Source organism: Psychrobacillus sp. FSL H8-0483 (assembly GCF_038637725.1).
Classification (GTDB): domain Bacteria; phylum Bacillota; class Bacilli; order Bacillales_A; family Planococcaceae; genus Psychrobacillus.
This window is the reverse complement of the sequence record NZ_CP152052.1, coordinates 1,780,791-1,793,448: the sequence shown is the minus strand read 5'-3', so window position 1 is coordinate 1,793,448 and position 12,658 is coordinate 1,780,791. Positions and strand designations below refer to the sequence as shown.

The 12,658-nt window shown below is 34.9% G+C and carries 13 protein-coding genes; 6 read left to right on the top strand and 7 right to left on the bottom strand.

All coding sequences use genetic code 11. The features are described from left to right. Nucleotides 1–28 precede the first annotated feature (28 nt). Entirely contained in the window at nucleotides 29–970 is a 942-nt protein-coding gene (locus tag MHB48_RS08420; RefSeq protein ID WP_342601022.1) for an LCP family protein, read from the bottom strand. A 118-nt stretch (nucleotides 971–1,088) separates the two neighbouring features. Between MHB48_RS08420 and msrA the strand changes: the two genes are divergently transcribed. Further along, nucleotides 1,089–1,607, top strand: a complete 519-nt coding sequence (gene msrA / locus MHB48_RS08415; RefSeq protein WP_342601021.1) for a peptide-methionine (S)-S-oxide reductase MsrA — start codon at nucleotides 1,089–1,091, stop codon at nucleotides 1,605–1,607. 341 nt (nucleotides 1,608–1,948) lie between these two features. Beyond that, nucleotides 1,949–3,544: an ATP-binding cassette domain-containing protein gene (locus MHB48_RS08410; RefSeq protein ID WP_342601020.1), complete on the top strand. Its 1,596-nt coding sequence runs from the start codon at nucleotides 1,949–1,951 to the stop codon at nucleotides 3,542–3,544. 387 nt (nucleotides 3,545–3,931) lie between these two features. On the opposite strand, the gene MHB48_RS08405 is transcribed toward MHB48_RS08410, so the two are convergent. Both MHB48_RS08405 and MHB48_RS08400 read right to left on the bottom strand, forming a co-directional pair. Further along, nucleotides 3,932–5,212 carry an S-adenosylmethionine decarboxylase related protein gene (locus tag MHB48_RS08405; RefSeq protein ID WP_342601019.1) on the bottom strand — a complete coding sequence of 427 codons (1,281 nt, stop codon included), beginning with the start codon at nucleotides 5,210–5,212 and terminating at the stop codon, nucleotides 3,932–3,934. A gap of 182 nt (nucleotides 5,213–5,394) precedes the next feature. Then, a complete protein-coding gene (locus MHB48_RS08400; protein WP_342601018.1) occupies nucleotides 5,395–5,883 on the bottom strand; it encodes a DUF1232 domain-containing protein in 489 nt (162 codons plus the stop codon). A 104-nt stretch (nucleotides 5,884–5,987) separates the two neighbouring features. Here MHB48_RS08400 and MHB48_RS08395 point away from each other — a divergent pair, with 104 nt between their 5' ends. Beyond that, a complete protein-coding gene (locus MHB48_RS08395; RefSeq protein ID WP_342601017.1) occupies nucleotides 5,988–6,635 on the top strand; it encodes a hypothetical protein in 648 nt (215 codons plus the stop codon). A gap of 201 nt (nucleotides 6,636–6,836) precedes the next feature. Here the strand turns inward: MHB48_RS08395 and MHB48_RS08390 are convergent, their stop codons facing one another. Together MHB48_RS08390 and MHB48_RS08385 are read right to left on the bottom strand one after the other, a co-directional pair. Further along, entirely contained in the window at nucleotides 6,837–7,037 is a 201-nt protein-coding gene (locus tag MHB48_RS08390; protein WP_340919961.1) for a cold-shock protein, read from the bottom strand. Between the two features lie 190 nt (nucleotides 7,038–7,227). Then, nucleotides 7,228–7,503, bottom strand: coding sequence for a DUF1033 family protein (locus MHB48_RS08385; protein WP_342601016.1), 276 nt, complete (start codon nucleotides 7,501–7,503; stop codon nucleotides 7,228–7,230). Nucleotides 7,504–7,663: 160 nt separating this feature from the next. On the opposite strand from MHB48_RS08385, the gene MHB48_RS08380 reads away from it, so the two are divergent. The 3 genes from MHB48_RS08380 (at nucleotide 7,664) to MHB48_RS08370 (ending at nucleotide 9,851) form a co-directional block, all read left to right on the top strand. Then, nucleotides 7,664–7,945 (top strand): acylphosphatase, encoded by a 282-nt coding sequence (locus tag MHB48_RS08380; RefSeq protein WP_342601015.1) that lies wholly within the window; start codon nucleotides 7,664–7,666, stop codon nucleotides 7,943–7,945. Nucleotides 7,946–8,017: 72 nt separating this feature from the next. Then, a complete protein-coding gene (locus tag MHB48_RS08375) occupies nucleotides 8,018–8,689 on the top strand; it encodes a 5-bromo-4-chloroindolyl phosphate hydrolysis family protein (RefSeq protein ID WP_342601014.1) in 672 nt (223 codons plus the stop codon). After that, nucleotides 8,667–9,851, top strand: coding sequence for a toxic anion resistance protein (locus tag MHB48_RS08370; RefSeq protein ID WP_342601013.1), 1,185 nt, complete (start codon nucleotides 8,667–8,669; stop codon nucleotides 9,849–9,851). Before MHB48_RS08375 ends, MHB48_RS08370 begins: the two co-directional genes overlap by 23 nt. A 13-nt stretch (nucleotides 9,852–9,864) precedes the next feature. On the opposite strand, the gene MHB48_RS08365 is transcribed toward MHB48_RS08370, so the two are convergent. Beyond that, entirely contained in the window at nucleotides 9,865–11,748 is a 1,884-nt protein-coding gene (locus MHB48_RS08365) for a VWA domain-containing protein (protein ID WP_342601012.1), read from the bottom strand. Between the two features lie 14 nt (nucleotides 11,749–11,762). Further along, the gene (locus MHB48_RS08360; protein ID WP_342601011.1) at nucleotides 11,763–12,623 is read right to left on the bottom strand and encodes a MoxR family ATPase; all 861 of its coding nucleotides are present in this window, start codon (nucleotides 12,621–12,623) and stop codon (nucleotides 11,763–11,765) included. Nucleotides 12,624–12,658: the final 35 nt, after the last annotated feature.

Genomic DNA, 12,658 nt, shown 5'->3' with positions numbered 1-12,658 from the left:
TAAAAAGATTAGCAATTTTAAAGCATTATTATTTTTGTAAAAAGTTAGTTATTGCTGCTTTATTTTTCTCTTTATCTATTTCAATGACTGAACCAGCGTGCGTATAACTTTTGAAGGAATATGTACCCTCAACAGGAATGGTCAATTTCTCCATTTCTAACTTCCCACTTATGCCTGCATCGAGAATACGTTTTACTTTATCTGCTCTCGAATAGTCCGTTTCAATATATCCTTCCGCAGCTCCTAAAAATTTTGGCGTCTTGGATAAGTTTTGTATAGAAAGCAGCTCATCCTTTAAGGCCTCCATGACAACTTGTTGCCTTTCTACCCTTCCAAAATCTCCCTCAGCATCCGAACGAAATCGAGCATAACCTAGTAGTTCTTTACCAGATAAGTTTTGTTGACCCTTTGTCAATGAAACACCAATTTTCTCCGACATATCCTTCTCTACATTAATGGGAATACCTTCTGGTGCAATAATATCAACTAACGATTCGAAACTTTTGAAATCGATTAGAGCATAGTGATGAATTGGTAGATCGAACATCCCATTAATCGTATCAGCTAATAATTGAACTCCACCCAGATAATAGGCTGTATTTAGTTTATATGATTGATACTCAGGAATATCGGCATATATATCCCTCATAAACGATATAATTTTTACATCATTTTCTTTTTTATCCCATGAAACAAGCATCATGGTGTCTGTTCGTGATTTTTCTTCACCCCTAGAATCTACACCGAGAACTAATATATTTTCTCGTTCTCCTTCTTGTAATTGTGCCCCTTCAAATTCTATGGGTAGATCTTTCTCATTGTTGGTCAATTTATATCCAGCAGAGTATTGAATAACGGAATAAGTTCCGCTAATTAAAACGATTAGGACAAGGACTAACACTAGAACTCTCCCTAATCTCAATCTTCTTTTACGTGATCTTCTCGATGGTCTTACTTGTTCCTGATCCATTTTGTAATCTCTCCCTTATAATCTTATAATAACGCATTTTCTCTTAATTGGTTTCAGAATTTTGTACATCTCTTGAAGTAATGGTAAAATACATTTTACTATATTAGGAGGAATGACAATGATAGGTAAAGCGACATTTGCCGGCGGCTGTTTCTGGTGTATGGTAAAGCCTTTCGACTCTTGGGATGGCATACATAAAATAACTTCAGGCTATATGGGTGGACATTTAGAAAACCCAACATATGAAGACGTAAAAAAAGGAGATTCTGGACATCTGGAAGTAGTAGAAATTCAATTTGACCCTACTATATTTTCTTATGAACAGCTTCTCGAAATTTTTTGGCAGCAAATTGATCCAACCGACGCAGGTGGTCAATTTCAAGACCGCGGAGAAAGCTACCGCTCAGCAATATTTGCGCATTCAGAAGAACAACGTAAGCAAGCGGAACAATCTAAAGAACAATTAGCTGCTAGTGGAAAGTTCTCTAAGCCAATTGTCACTGAAATTAGAGAAGCGAAAACGTTTTACGAAGCAGAAGATTACCATCAAGACTTTTATAAGAAGAGCCCAACTCATTATAAAGAGGACCGAGAACAATCCGGTCGCGATGAATTCATCGAAAAACACTGGAATTAGGTGAGAGGCAAAATTATTTAGCTAGCTCATTGTTGCTAGCTCTTTTTTTATTTGCGTTGTTATTCTTTTTGATACGTTATTTGGATATAATTTGCGGTAGAAAACACGCAAGATCAGCCGAAAAGGCTTGTCGGTTCGCTCGCGGAAGGCAAGCGGATTCTACCTAATAAAAACCATGTAGTTTAACAGCGCCTTCTTATTATTTTTTTGCCTTAAAAATATTATTGACTATTCAAAATAAAATAATTCATAAAAAACTTGTTTTATTATGTATTCAAAATACCAAGATCCACTAGTTTCGTGCTATAATAAGACCATTGTGAATTTTAGGAGGTACTAGCATGATTGCAGTAAGTAATGTAAGTCTTCGATTTGGTGATCGTAAATTATTTGAAGACGTAAATATAAAGTTTACATCGGGTAACTGTTATGGATTAATCGGTGCAAATGGTGCAGGAAAATCAACGTTTATTAAAATTTTGTCTGGAGAAATTGAGCCACAAGAAGGCAATGTTATTATGAATCCAGATGAGCGTTTAGCCATTCTAAAACAAAATCACTTCGAATATGAAGAATATACAGTTTTAGAAACAGTTATGATGGGTCATAAACGTTTATATGAAGTAATGAATGAAAAAAATGCTATCTACATGAAAGAGGATTTCTCCGATGAAGATGGAATGCGTGCAGCTGAACTAGAGGGTGAATTTGCGGACCTAAATGGTTGGGAAGCAGAATCAGAAGCAGCGATTCTTTTACAAGGATTAGGTATCCCTGATAGCATGCATCAAAAGAAAATGGCTGAGTTAACTGGTTCTGAAAAAGTAAAAGTATTATTATCACAAGCATTATTTGGAAAACCTGATGTACTTTTACTAGATGAGCCTACCAACCATTTAGACATCAAAGCTATTCAATGGTTAGAAGATTTCCTTATCAACTTTGAAAACACTGTCATCGTTGTTTCCCATGACCGTCATTTCTTAAACAAAGTATGTACACATATTGCGGACTTAGACTTTAGTAAAATCCAAGTATATGTTGGAAACTATGATTTCTGGTATGAATCAAGTCAGCTTGCCTTAAAACTGGCTTCTGATCAAAACAGTAAAAAAGAAGAAAAAATTAAAGAGCTACAAGCGTTTATTGCTCGATTTAGTGCTAACGCCTCTAAATCTAAGCAAGCAACGTCTCGTAAAAAAATGTTAGATAAAATCGAGTTAGATGATATTCGTCCTTCATCACGCAAATACCCATATGTTAATTTCTCGATGAAACGTGAAATCGGGAATGACGTATTTCAAGCGCAAGATTTAGGCTATACATTTGAAGGAGAAAAGCTTTTCTCTAAAATGAACTTCACTCTGAACAAAGATGATAAAATTATCCTTCTTGGAGATGAACTAGCAAAATCTGCTTTACTTCGTATACTTGCAGAAGAAGAGGAACCACAAGAAGGCTCCATTCGTTGGGGTGTAACAACTTCTCGTGCGTACTTCCCTCTTGATAATGCAAAATACTTTGAAGGAAGCGAACCTTCACTAGTAGACTGGTTACGACAATATTCACCTGATGATGAAAGTGAAACGTTCCTTCGAGGATTCTTAGGACGTATGCTATTCTCTGGTGAAGAAGTGAAGAAAAAACCATCAGTACTTTCAGGTGGAGAAAAAGTTCGTTGTATGCTTTCTAGAATGATGCTATCGGAATCTAACGTATTACTACTTGATGAACCAACGAACCATTTGGACTTAGAATCCATTCAAGCACTAAACAATGGCTTAACAGCATTTAAAGGTGCCATGATCTTTACATCACATGACCATCAGTTCATTCAAACAATTGCAAACCGTGTAATCGAAATAAATAAAGACGGTTCCATTTTAGATAAGCAACTAACGTATGATGAATTCCTTGAGTGGAAAGAACAAAAATAAATAATAACTTGCGTGATTTTTGTTTACACTAAAAAGCTCGTGTAGATTTATTAAGGGTATTCCATCTCGATTTAATCGAGGTGGAATACCCTTTTTGTCATATAATAATTGTACAAATGTTAAGCGGTTGTTCACTAACTCCTCTTCGCTCGCTTTCCGCGGACAAACTGACAAGTCTCCACAAGGCAACAGGGTATTGGTCACAGCGCCCATTCTACGTAGAAAGGCGCGACCGACAGACGCAAACCCGTGGCCACAGTTTTGTCCCTACATGCTCGTTTCTGGGTCTTGGCAGCCAGTTTTCCGCAGGAGTCCGGCGGATCTGCGTCACAAAATATATGCTTCTAAAAACAATGGCGCACTTGAACAGAGCCTCATTAATAATATTCAGGATGATTTTTTACTCTTTCTTATCCTTTGATGTAAGAGACCGTCTGAATGTTTATTTTCCCCTGTTACAAATTCCGTCATATAATAAGTCAAATATTTTCCATAGTGATTGTTCGTTTTTAACAAAAGCTCATCTACAAAATATGCCCCTTTTGGTACTTGATCTAATAGTAGGACAGATAGGGATGCATAGATACCACAGGCTACTTGAAAATAAGTAGCATTTGTTTTGTATTTCGAAAAGATAGAATCATTTCTTGATACATTATACATATATCGTTCTTTATCTTTATACACGAGAAGGACTCCGGCTAAATCCTCCCCTCTCAATGTCGCTTCAAGAGGATCCAGAACTTTCATTTCAAAATCCCACAATATATCCACATTCTCCAAGTTTGAACGAATCAATTTTGAAGTATGGTCATTTATCTTATATAAAAAACCAAATTCCATGTCATATAACTTGCCTAAAGTATATACCTCTTCATGAGCCATTAAGCAACCATAAAACCTTTTGTCCCCCAGCGTTACCTTAAATTCAACATCATAGACTTTTTCATACAAGAATAGTGGGGTATGATGCTTCATAAACATCGGGTAGCTTAAAATTGCCTCATCCAGAAAACATTCAGGTGCCCAAGTTGTATAAATAACATTCTTTTTAGCTAATTTTTTATTTTTATAAAAAGAGTTATCATGTTCTACAATATAGCAAGCAAGCGGGGTCTCCTCTGATGAATCCTTTTTAAGTAGTTCTATTGCCATCCATTGAACTACACCTGGATTCATACCTGAGTTAATTATTGAAGTTGAATTTAAAAAAGTATTTTTCTTCTTTTCAAAAATTCTCATTCTCTCAATTAAACCAAATCCTTCATATAATTCTTCATTTTCATCAATCATGGTGTTTTCTAATGCTGTGTTTACATATTTGATTCCAAGTTGGTCGCAGCATTCTAGCATTTCAACCGTATCTCCCCAAGAAACGTCTATTACAACAGAGGTTTTTGATTTTTTTAGATACTTTACAAAATTAGTCGTATCTTTTAGATCAAATTGATGTAATTCAATTTGATCTTTCAAATTGGGAAATAAATTAATATAGTAAGTTTTCTTTTTTTGTTTATAATCTATTAAATGAATCTTACTATTATGGATAATAGGATAAATGGGATCCTTTTTATCAAGAACTGATTTATTTAATATAGAAAGTATAGATTTTGCCACCCCTCCAGCACTACCCAGAAGTGTTATAACTGTTTTTTGTTTATCTTGCATTTTGACACCTCATCTATTTTTTAATAATATATGTGATGAGATTCAAAGCGTGTGGACGCTTGTCTTGTAAGATAGATTAACAAAATGCAAACAAAAAGACGGCTTAAATTCAAAGTTCGAATTTATTGCCGCCATATTAGAATATCTATATAAGGTTTAGTTTTTACAGATACTTTAGTCCCTTACTCTTTGTTTGATGTTTTCATAAATCGGCCCAGCAATGACCTTGCCGGAAGTTTACCAAGTAATGTATCACTTGTCTCGGAAATTTTCTTTAAAGCATCTAATAATTTTATATCCCCAGCCCAATGTTCTTCCATAATCTCAGGTGAAAATTTATTAAGCAGCATATTTACTACAAAAGTGGCAACAATAATATCATCGATAAAACCTCCTGGTCCGATTAGCCCCTCTGGCAAGACATCAATTGGTGCAACGAAATACAGTATTCCACTTCCAATTAATGTTTTGCTCTTTGTATCAATACGATTATCTATCATTGCTTTTACTAATAAATGAAATAAATCAGGTGCAAACAGTAAATAAGGAGTAAATTTCCCTACACTTCCTGACTTTGAAGCTAGGTAACTTGTTATATTCGACCGTAATTTCAAGTAAAAATCTTGCTGTTTCTCATAGGAAGGTAACTCTTTCTTTAAATCTTTACTCATAATAATCTCCCCTCTCTTCCTTTCACTATACCAAAAATGAAGCTTTTTGAAACATACTAGCTACTATGTCCGTCTAATTTTAATAAAGAAAAGGAGGGAAAAACATGAAAAAATTGTTACTTCTCTTAATTCCTATACTCTTTCTCTGTGCTTGCGGAACAAACAAAACTATTACAGAAAGTACGGATAAAGTGCCTGTAAAAGAAGAGCCAGTAAAAGAAACATTACCAGTTGAAGAAGTAGTCAATCTAGCTCAATTTTTTCTACCAGATCAATCTACAGCACAATTTAAAGGGGAAGGAAATGAGTATGCTTCTTACAGTTTAAAAACACAGTATATAAACGATAATTACGTAGCTACTTATGAAGACAATGGTGGTACCATTGTCCAAAGAATTTACAAAATTTCAGAAGATAATATTAGCCTACTTGCTGAAAACGGAGAGGCGTATGAAGCAGAAATACCTTCAATTGAAGAATTAGAGTCTATGCCAGTAATCGATATTTATTTGGCTACACCTCTCGAAGTGGGTACTAAATTCAATGGTTGGGAAATCACATCTACATCAGATACTCTTCAAACGGATTTGCAAACCTTTGAAAATGTTATTGTGATAGAAAAAGCGGAAGAACAAGGAAATGTAACCCGGAAATATTTTGCAAAAGATTTTGGGGAAATAAAAAGAGAATTTATTATGAACGCTAATGAAGAAGAATTGATCGTCTCTTCAACGATTGAAAAATTATTGTAAGAAAAGCACATACTGCCATTTAAATGCAAAAACTGTTCCCGGAATTTTCCAGATTGTTTTGGAATGGACTATACATCAGAGGAGGCTTGGACCTTCCCTCCGCGAAAAGCAAGCAGATTTTCTTCAAAACAACATGATTGTTTAACAGACTCTATCATAAAAAAAGAAGCTCTCCAATATGGATGAGCTTCTTTTCTAATATTATAGTTTTGATACGTTTGCAGCTTGTGGTCCGCGGTTTCCTTCAACAACTTCAAATTCTACTTTTTGTCCTTCTTCTAGTGATTTGAAGCCTTCACCTTGGATTGCAGAGAAATGAACAAATACATCGTTTTCTCCGTCTACTTCGATAAAGCCAAATCCTTTTTCAGCGTTGAACCATTTTACTGTACCTAGTTTCATTTGAATACCCCCAAAATAGTTATCAATATGTGAAAAACAAAAATTCACATATTCCATGAAGTACCGATATCACATCGATCACTACATAGGATATGTGAATAATAATTACGGCTTTTCACTTTAAATTGTTACTTAAATTATAACATTTGGGTAAAGATAGTCAATAAATATTTTTATAATTCAAAATCGTTTATCTTGAATTCCAAATAATTCCATGGTAAATTTGTAAATCATCCTCACAAGATTCGCAAAAACATTGCTCTTTAACAGACCAGAAAGCCCAAAATCTATCCTTCTTCACTTGTTCTCTTGGATATCTATTACGAAATTCATCCAATGTTTTATTTAAATAGACTAAAGCATCATCTTCCTGATCGAAAGTAACTTTTTCAACAATATGTTCTTCCCATCCATCAAATTGCCACCATGGCTCATAATCAGCTTTCATATAAATAATTTCAAACATTTTTTATCGCCTCTAACATTTATTGTTAATTCATATTGTACTGCTCACAGAGAAAATGTCTACTTATATGACTTACTAAAACTTTTAAAATTGAAAAAATTTCAAAAATCAGTTACGTTATACATAGTACAATTCGCATAATAGAAAGGGAGAAGATGAGTTGAAAAAACGCGCTCATATTCATATGAATGGTGATGTTGTAGGAGTCGGCTTCCGTTTTTTAGTGAAACAAAAAGCCCAATCCCTTTCTTTAAAAGGGTTTTGTGCGCAAAATGAGGAAAAAGTAATGACGATAGAAATAGAAGGAGATCTCAACCGATTAGAAGAATTTCTGGAATTTATTCAAAAAGGGGTATCCCCTTTTACTCAAAAGAATGCTTTTGAAATTCAATTGTTTGATAATTTAAAAGGTTATACGACAATGGAGTCCGATATTGTCTAAGAACCATTAAAAATGAAACCTTCTTCCCTCTCGTTCGTATAATGTAGTGTAGATAAAAGGAGGTCTGTAACTATGTCTGAAATAGTCCAGTCCATTATTCGCCATTTAATAAATATCCCAATTATGATAGCATCCTGGTTCGTTTTCTTTTTTTCATTTGATACCGGGTTCCTCATAAGTTCAGCTTTAGCAATTGGTGTTTATTTAGTAACGAATTTTGGCATAAAGAAATTTCAACAGCGTAGGATTATGAAAAAACACCAGCTTACTCTTTCCGAGTATTTCCATATACAAAGGCAAATAAAAGAAGCAAACAAAAAAATTCGTACGCTTAATAGTCACTACTTAAAAGTAAGATCGTTAAGCTCTTTCAAACAGTTGTTTGAAATGAATAGACTTGCGAAAAGGATTATTTCATTGGTTAAAACGAATCCACGTAAATTTTATCAAGCAGAAAACTTTTTCTATGCACACCTTGACTCTGCTGTGGAACTTACGTCAAAATATGCTTTATTAGTATCTCAACCAGTAAAGGATAGAGAGATGAAAATGGCCTTAGAAGATACTCGCGAAACACTAGAATCGATTAGTTTAGTAATGGAAGATGATCTAAAAAACGTACTTACATCTGATATTGAACACCTTAAAATGGAATTAGATTTTGCGAAATTATCCGTTGGAAAAATGGAACAACCTTTATATTTAAAAGGAGAATCAGAAGATGACCGAAAAACATATAAATGATGATATTTTAATGGACGAATTATTAGGAAACCCCTTCGAATTAAATACCGCAACAACTCAAACAGTTCCCAACGAAACGAACGAACCTGCACCTACCAAGCTATTGGATCGTTTGTCACAAGCTGAGCAACAAAAAGCACGACAATTAGCAGAGCAAATTCCTGCAGGAAATTATGAAGCCATTTTAACATATGGAGCAAATGCGCAAACCGAACTAACTCGATTCTCTCATCAAATGTTAGATCATGTTCAGAAAAAAGACATTGGACCGGTTGGGGATATTTTAAGCGATTTAATGAATAAACTTTCCGAAATTAATCCAGAAGAGCTTTCGACAGAAAAAAAATCAAAAATAAAAAAACTTTTTAGTCGTGTCAATCGTTCCGTACAAGAACTAATGACCAAATACCAGAAACTCAGCACCCAAATTGATCGAATTGGTATTCAACTAGAACACTCCAAACGTGGTCTTGTGGAAGATGTCCAAATGCTAGACAAGCTGTATGATCAAAACAAAACATACTTTCAGGCACTAAACGTCTATATCGCTGCTGCTGAATTAAAAAAAGAGGAAATTTTGACTGTTACAATTCCAGAACTCCGTCGCAAAGCAGAATTATCCAATGACCAAATGGCGTTCCAAGAAGTGAATGATATGGCACAATTTGTCGATCGTTTAGAAAAAAGAGTATATGACTTACAATTGTCTCGTCAAATTACCATACAAAGCGCTCCACAAATTCGTATGATTCAACAGACAAATCAAACACTCGCAGAAAAAATTCAATCGTCTATTATGAGTTCAATTCCTCTTTGGAAAAATCAGATTGCGATTGCATTAACATTAAATCGGCAGCAAAAGGCTGTTGCTGCACAAAAACAAGTAACGCAAACAACAAATGACTTATTGCTAAAAAATTCGGAAATGCTAAAAGTTAATAGTATCGAAACAGCTAAAGAAAATGAACGCGGAATTGTTGAAATTGATACATTAAAGAAAACACAAGAAAACTTACTACAAACAATTGAAGAAACAATGCGTATCCAAGCAGACGGTCGTATCAAACGAAAAGCTGCTGAAATTGAAATTGGACGAATGGAAGAAGAATTAAAACAACGCCTCCTTTTAATAGCAGATCAATCAAAAAACCGCCCTTCTTAACGAAGGACGGTTTTTATGTACTTTTTAAGACATGATGAAGCATTTTTCGAAGTAAGCGAAGTGTCTCATCTGAAAACTTCTCTAAAGATGAAGCTGCAGCTGTTTTTTTACCAAAAATTAAACGGAACAACTCTAGTTGTTCTTCCGTTGCTTCTGCATCATTTAAAAACAAATGCAAAACCGAAATATGTTTTCGTTCTAATTCAATGACTGCTTCTGCAGTATCCATTATGCCATTTTGCGCATATCCAAATGCAGATGGCTCCCCATCAGAAAATATAAGTAAGAATTTATGGACTTCTGGGCGATATTCTAACCTCTTCCCCATCCACCTCAATGCAAATCCATCTCGATTATCCTCATGAGCTTCCATAGCCAATATGTTTATTCCACTATCTTTGGTACCGTCCTCTAATTTGTGAATCCACTCAAATGTGTTCGGTTGAATAGTTTCGGAAGCTTCAAAGGCATCTTCGTAATGAAGAACAATTTCATGCGCAATTTTTAGCTGTCTTAACACATCGTGAAATAGCAACACAGCTTTTTTCGTTTCTTCCATTTTATCCTGCATAGAAGCAGATCCATCTACAAGAAGTCCAAACACCGCATTTAAATTTGTGCTTGGTGCATTTTTTTTATAAAAAGGTTTCGGTCGCTCTTCTGTCCAAAGTACAGTCTGTTTAGAAGATAGCCTTCCTTTCGACAGATTCATTCGCTTCTCTACTTTTTTTAATTCCATACGTCTTTTCATTTCTTGCACGAAGGCTTTCACAAATGGGGCTTGTTCTTGTCGATATAACGGAAGCTGCAGTTTATTAGGGCTACTAAAAGACCCTTCCATACGGTTTTCTTTAAAAACTACATTTGTATGCTCTTTCCCGAATAATTTTCCTGCTTTTTTCATCGAATTTGAATTCTCAGTGTTTCGTTCTACTGAAAGACCTTCTTTACTATTTCCAGCTGATTGTCCTCGACCAATTTCAGTGATAGCATGTCCTTCTTTACCTTCTTCTGCATCCATATTCTGTTCTGCTTTTCCGTCTCGTCCATGCTCCAGTTCATATTGGAGATGTAATCCGTTTTCCTGCTCATTTTCACGATGCCACGTTCTAAATACTTCTGCAATGGTGTCCTTTTCTTCCTCCACTCCAGCTTCAGAGTCTTTCACACCTTGGTGATAATGAAACTCTTCTGTAGGCAAAATAGATTGCGAAATTAATGCATAATAGTGAAGAAGCGTATCCGCATTGATATAATCATTTAGTAAATAATAAAGCTGATATACAAGATTTATAGAGGTCTGTGTGGAAGTACTTTCGTACACTTTTTGAATAATTTCATTAGCTTGTTGAAAAGCTTCTGGGCCTTTTACATGTATCGTACCTTCATAAAGACTAATGTATAAATAGCTAATAAACGCATCCGCTAAAAATCCTTTTTGTGTATTGACTAGTAGCTGCTGTTTATGAAAAGCCAAATAGGTTTGTACTCGGATATCAAAAATCTTTATCGTACCTACTCGTTTTTTCTGAATAATCTCCATCAAACGAAATTCTTCGATACAAAACAATAGCTGATCCAATAATTTAGGTAGATCCGTCGATTTTTCTTTATCAAATACTCTCCATGCTTGTACATTAAAATGCTGCCAAAAACCCTCTGCTAACAAGTAAATATCTGATAATCTTCCTGCATGCATAATCTTATCTTCTCTATGTCTCCAAAAGACACTTAGAGAGATGGCTTGATCTGCAGGTTGAAATTCGATTAATTTTCGTTCGTTAATAAGTAACAATGTGTTTTGTGTTAATGCTTTTGCGACGTTTTCATAATGCATTAACTGTCGTGCATCTATTGTTTCATTGTTAAACTGTATAAAACGATTGACCGAAGTCATTTACATCACCTCACTTACTTTATCCAAGAAGCTGCCAATTCTAGTACAAGTTTCTTTTCTTGTTCATCTTCTAATTTCTCGGCAATTGCATAATTTATAGCTCTCAGAGGTTCCATATACAGAGCTAGTTCAGTTGCATAAAGTAAACTTCGTATAGATGCTGCTTCTTCCGAAAGTAAGCCTTGTTTTACTTGTTCCATTAAATCATTAGCTAAGTTCAAAATAAGTGTATGTAATTCCTTCGGTGCAGCTGGAAATAGTTCTTTCCAAAGCTTTCGAAGATGTTCTCCTGAGATATAAGGAACTGAAAAAGAAACAAATCGATTTTTTAATGCTTCATTCATCGGTGTAGTGCCAATATACCCTTCATTAATTGCCGCAATAACGGAGAAATCTGGATGAGCATGGATTACTTCCCCTGTAAAAGGATTGGTTAACATTCTTCTGTAATCGAGCACACTATGTAATATAGGTAATGTTTCAGATTTCGCCATATTAATCTCATCAATATACAAGATATGACCTTTTTTCATGGCTTCAATAACTGGGCCTTCTACAAATGAAATTTCATTCATTCCGTCTTTCAAAACAATTGTTTTAAATCCGAGTAACGCCTCTGCGTCTAAGTCGACCGAGCAGTTAATGCTCTGCACTGGCTGTGAAAAGAATTGCGATACCGTTTCGGCAAGCTTCGTTTTACCTGCACCAGTAGGACCTTTTAACAATACTGGTTTTTTCAATGAAATAGCGATTAATACATCCGTCCATAAATGGTCTACAGGGGAAAGATAACCACCAGCTCCAATCAATGCCTTGTCTTCTTCACTATGCGTTCTACCTAATCGAATCTGTTGTTCTCTTTCAATTAATTCCATGCTATTTCGTCTCCTTATGAAAAAAAACCGATGAT

Excerpts from the sequence above, each read along its gene's own strand:
- MHB48_RS08370 (WP_342601013.1), top strand. The coding sequence starts at position 8,667 with ATGACCGAAAAACATATAAATGATGATATTTTAATGGACGAATTATTA.
- MHB48_RS08365 (WP_342601012.1), bottom strand. The coding sequence starts at position 11,748 with ATGACTTCGGTCAATCGTTTTATACAGTTTAACAATGAAACAATAGAT.
- msrA (WP_342601021.1), top strand. The coding sequence starts at position 1,089 with ATGATAGGTAAAGCGACATTTGCCGGCGGCTGTTTCTGGTGTATGGTA.
- MHB48_RS08395 (WP_342601017.1), top strand. The coding sequence starts at position 5,988 with ATGAAAAAATTGTTACTTCTCTTAATTCCTATACTCTTTCTCTGTGCT.
- MHB48_RS08390 (WP_340919961.1), bottom strand. The coding sequence starts at position 7,037 with ATGAAACTAGGTACAGTAAAATGGTTCAACGCTGAAAAAGGATTTGGC.
- MHB48_RS08385 (WP_342601016.1), bottom strand. The coding sequence starts at position 7,503 with ATGTTTGAAATTATTTATATGAAAGCTGATTATGAGCCATGGTGGCAA.
- MHB48_RS08400 (WP_342601018.1), bottom strand. The coding sequence starts at position 5,883 with ATGAGTAAAGATTTAAAGAAAGAGTTACCTTCCTATGAGAAACAGCAA.
- MHB48_RS08375 (WP_342601014.1), top strand. The coding sequence starts at position 8,018 with ATGTCTGAAATAGTCCAGTCCATTATTCGCCATTTAATAAATATCCCA.
- MHB48_RS08360 (WP_342601011.1), bottom strand. The coding sequence starts at position 12,623 with ATGGAATTAATTGAAAGAGAACAACAGATTCGATTAGGTAGAACGCAT.
- MHB48_RS08405 (WP_342601019.1), bottom strand. The coding sequence starts at position 5,212 with ATGCAAGATAAACAAAAAACAGTTATAACACTTCTGGGTAGTGCTGGA.
- MHB48_RS08420 (WP_342601022.1), bottom strand. The coding sequence starts at position 970 with ATGGATCAGGAACAAGTAAGACCATCGAGAAGATCACGTAAAAGAAGA.
- MHB48_RS08410 (WP_342601020.1), top strand. The coding sequence starts at position 1,949 with ATGATTGCAGTAAGTAATGTAAGTCTTCGATTTGGTGATCGTAAATTA.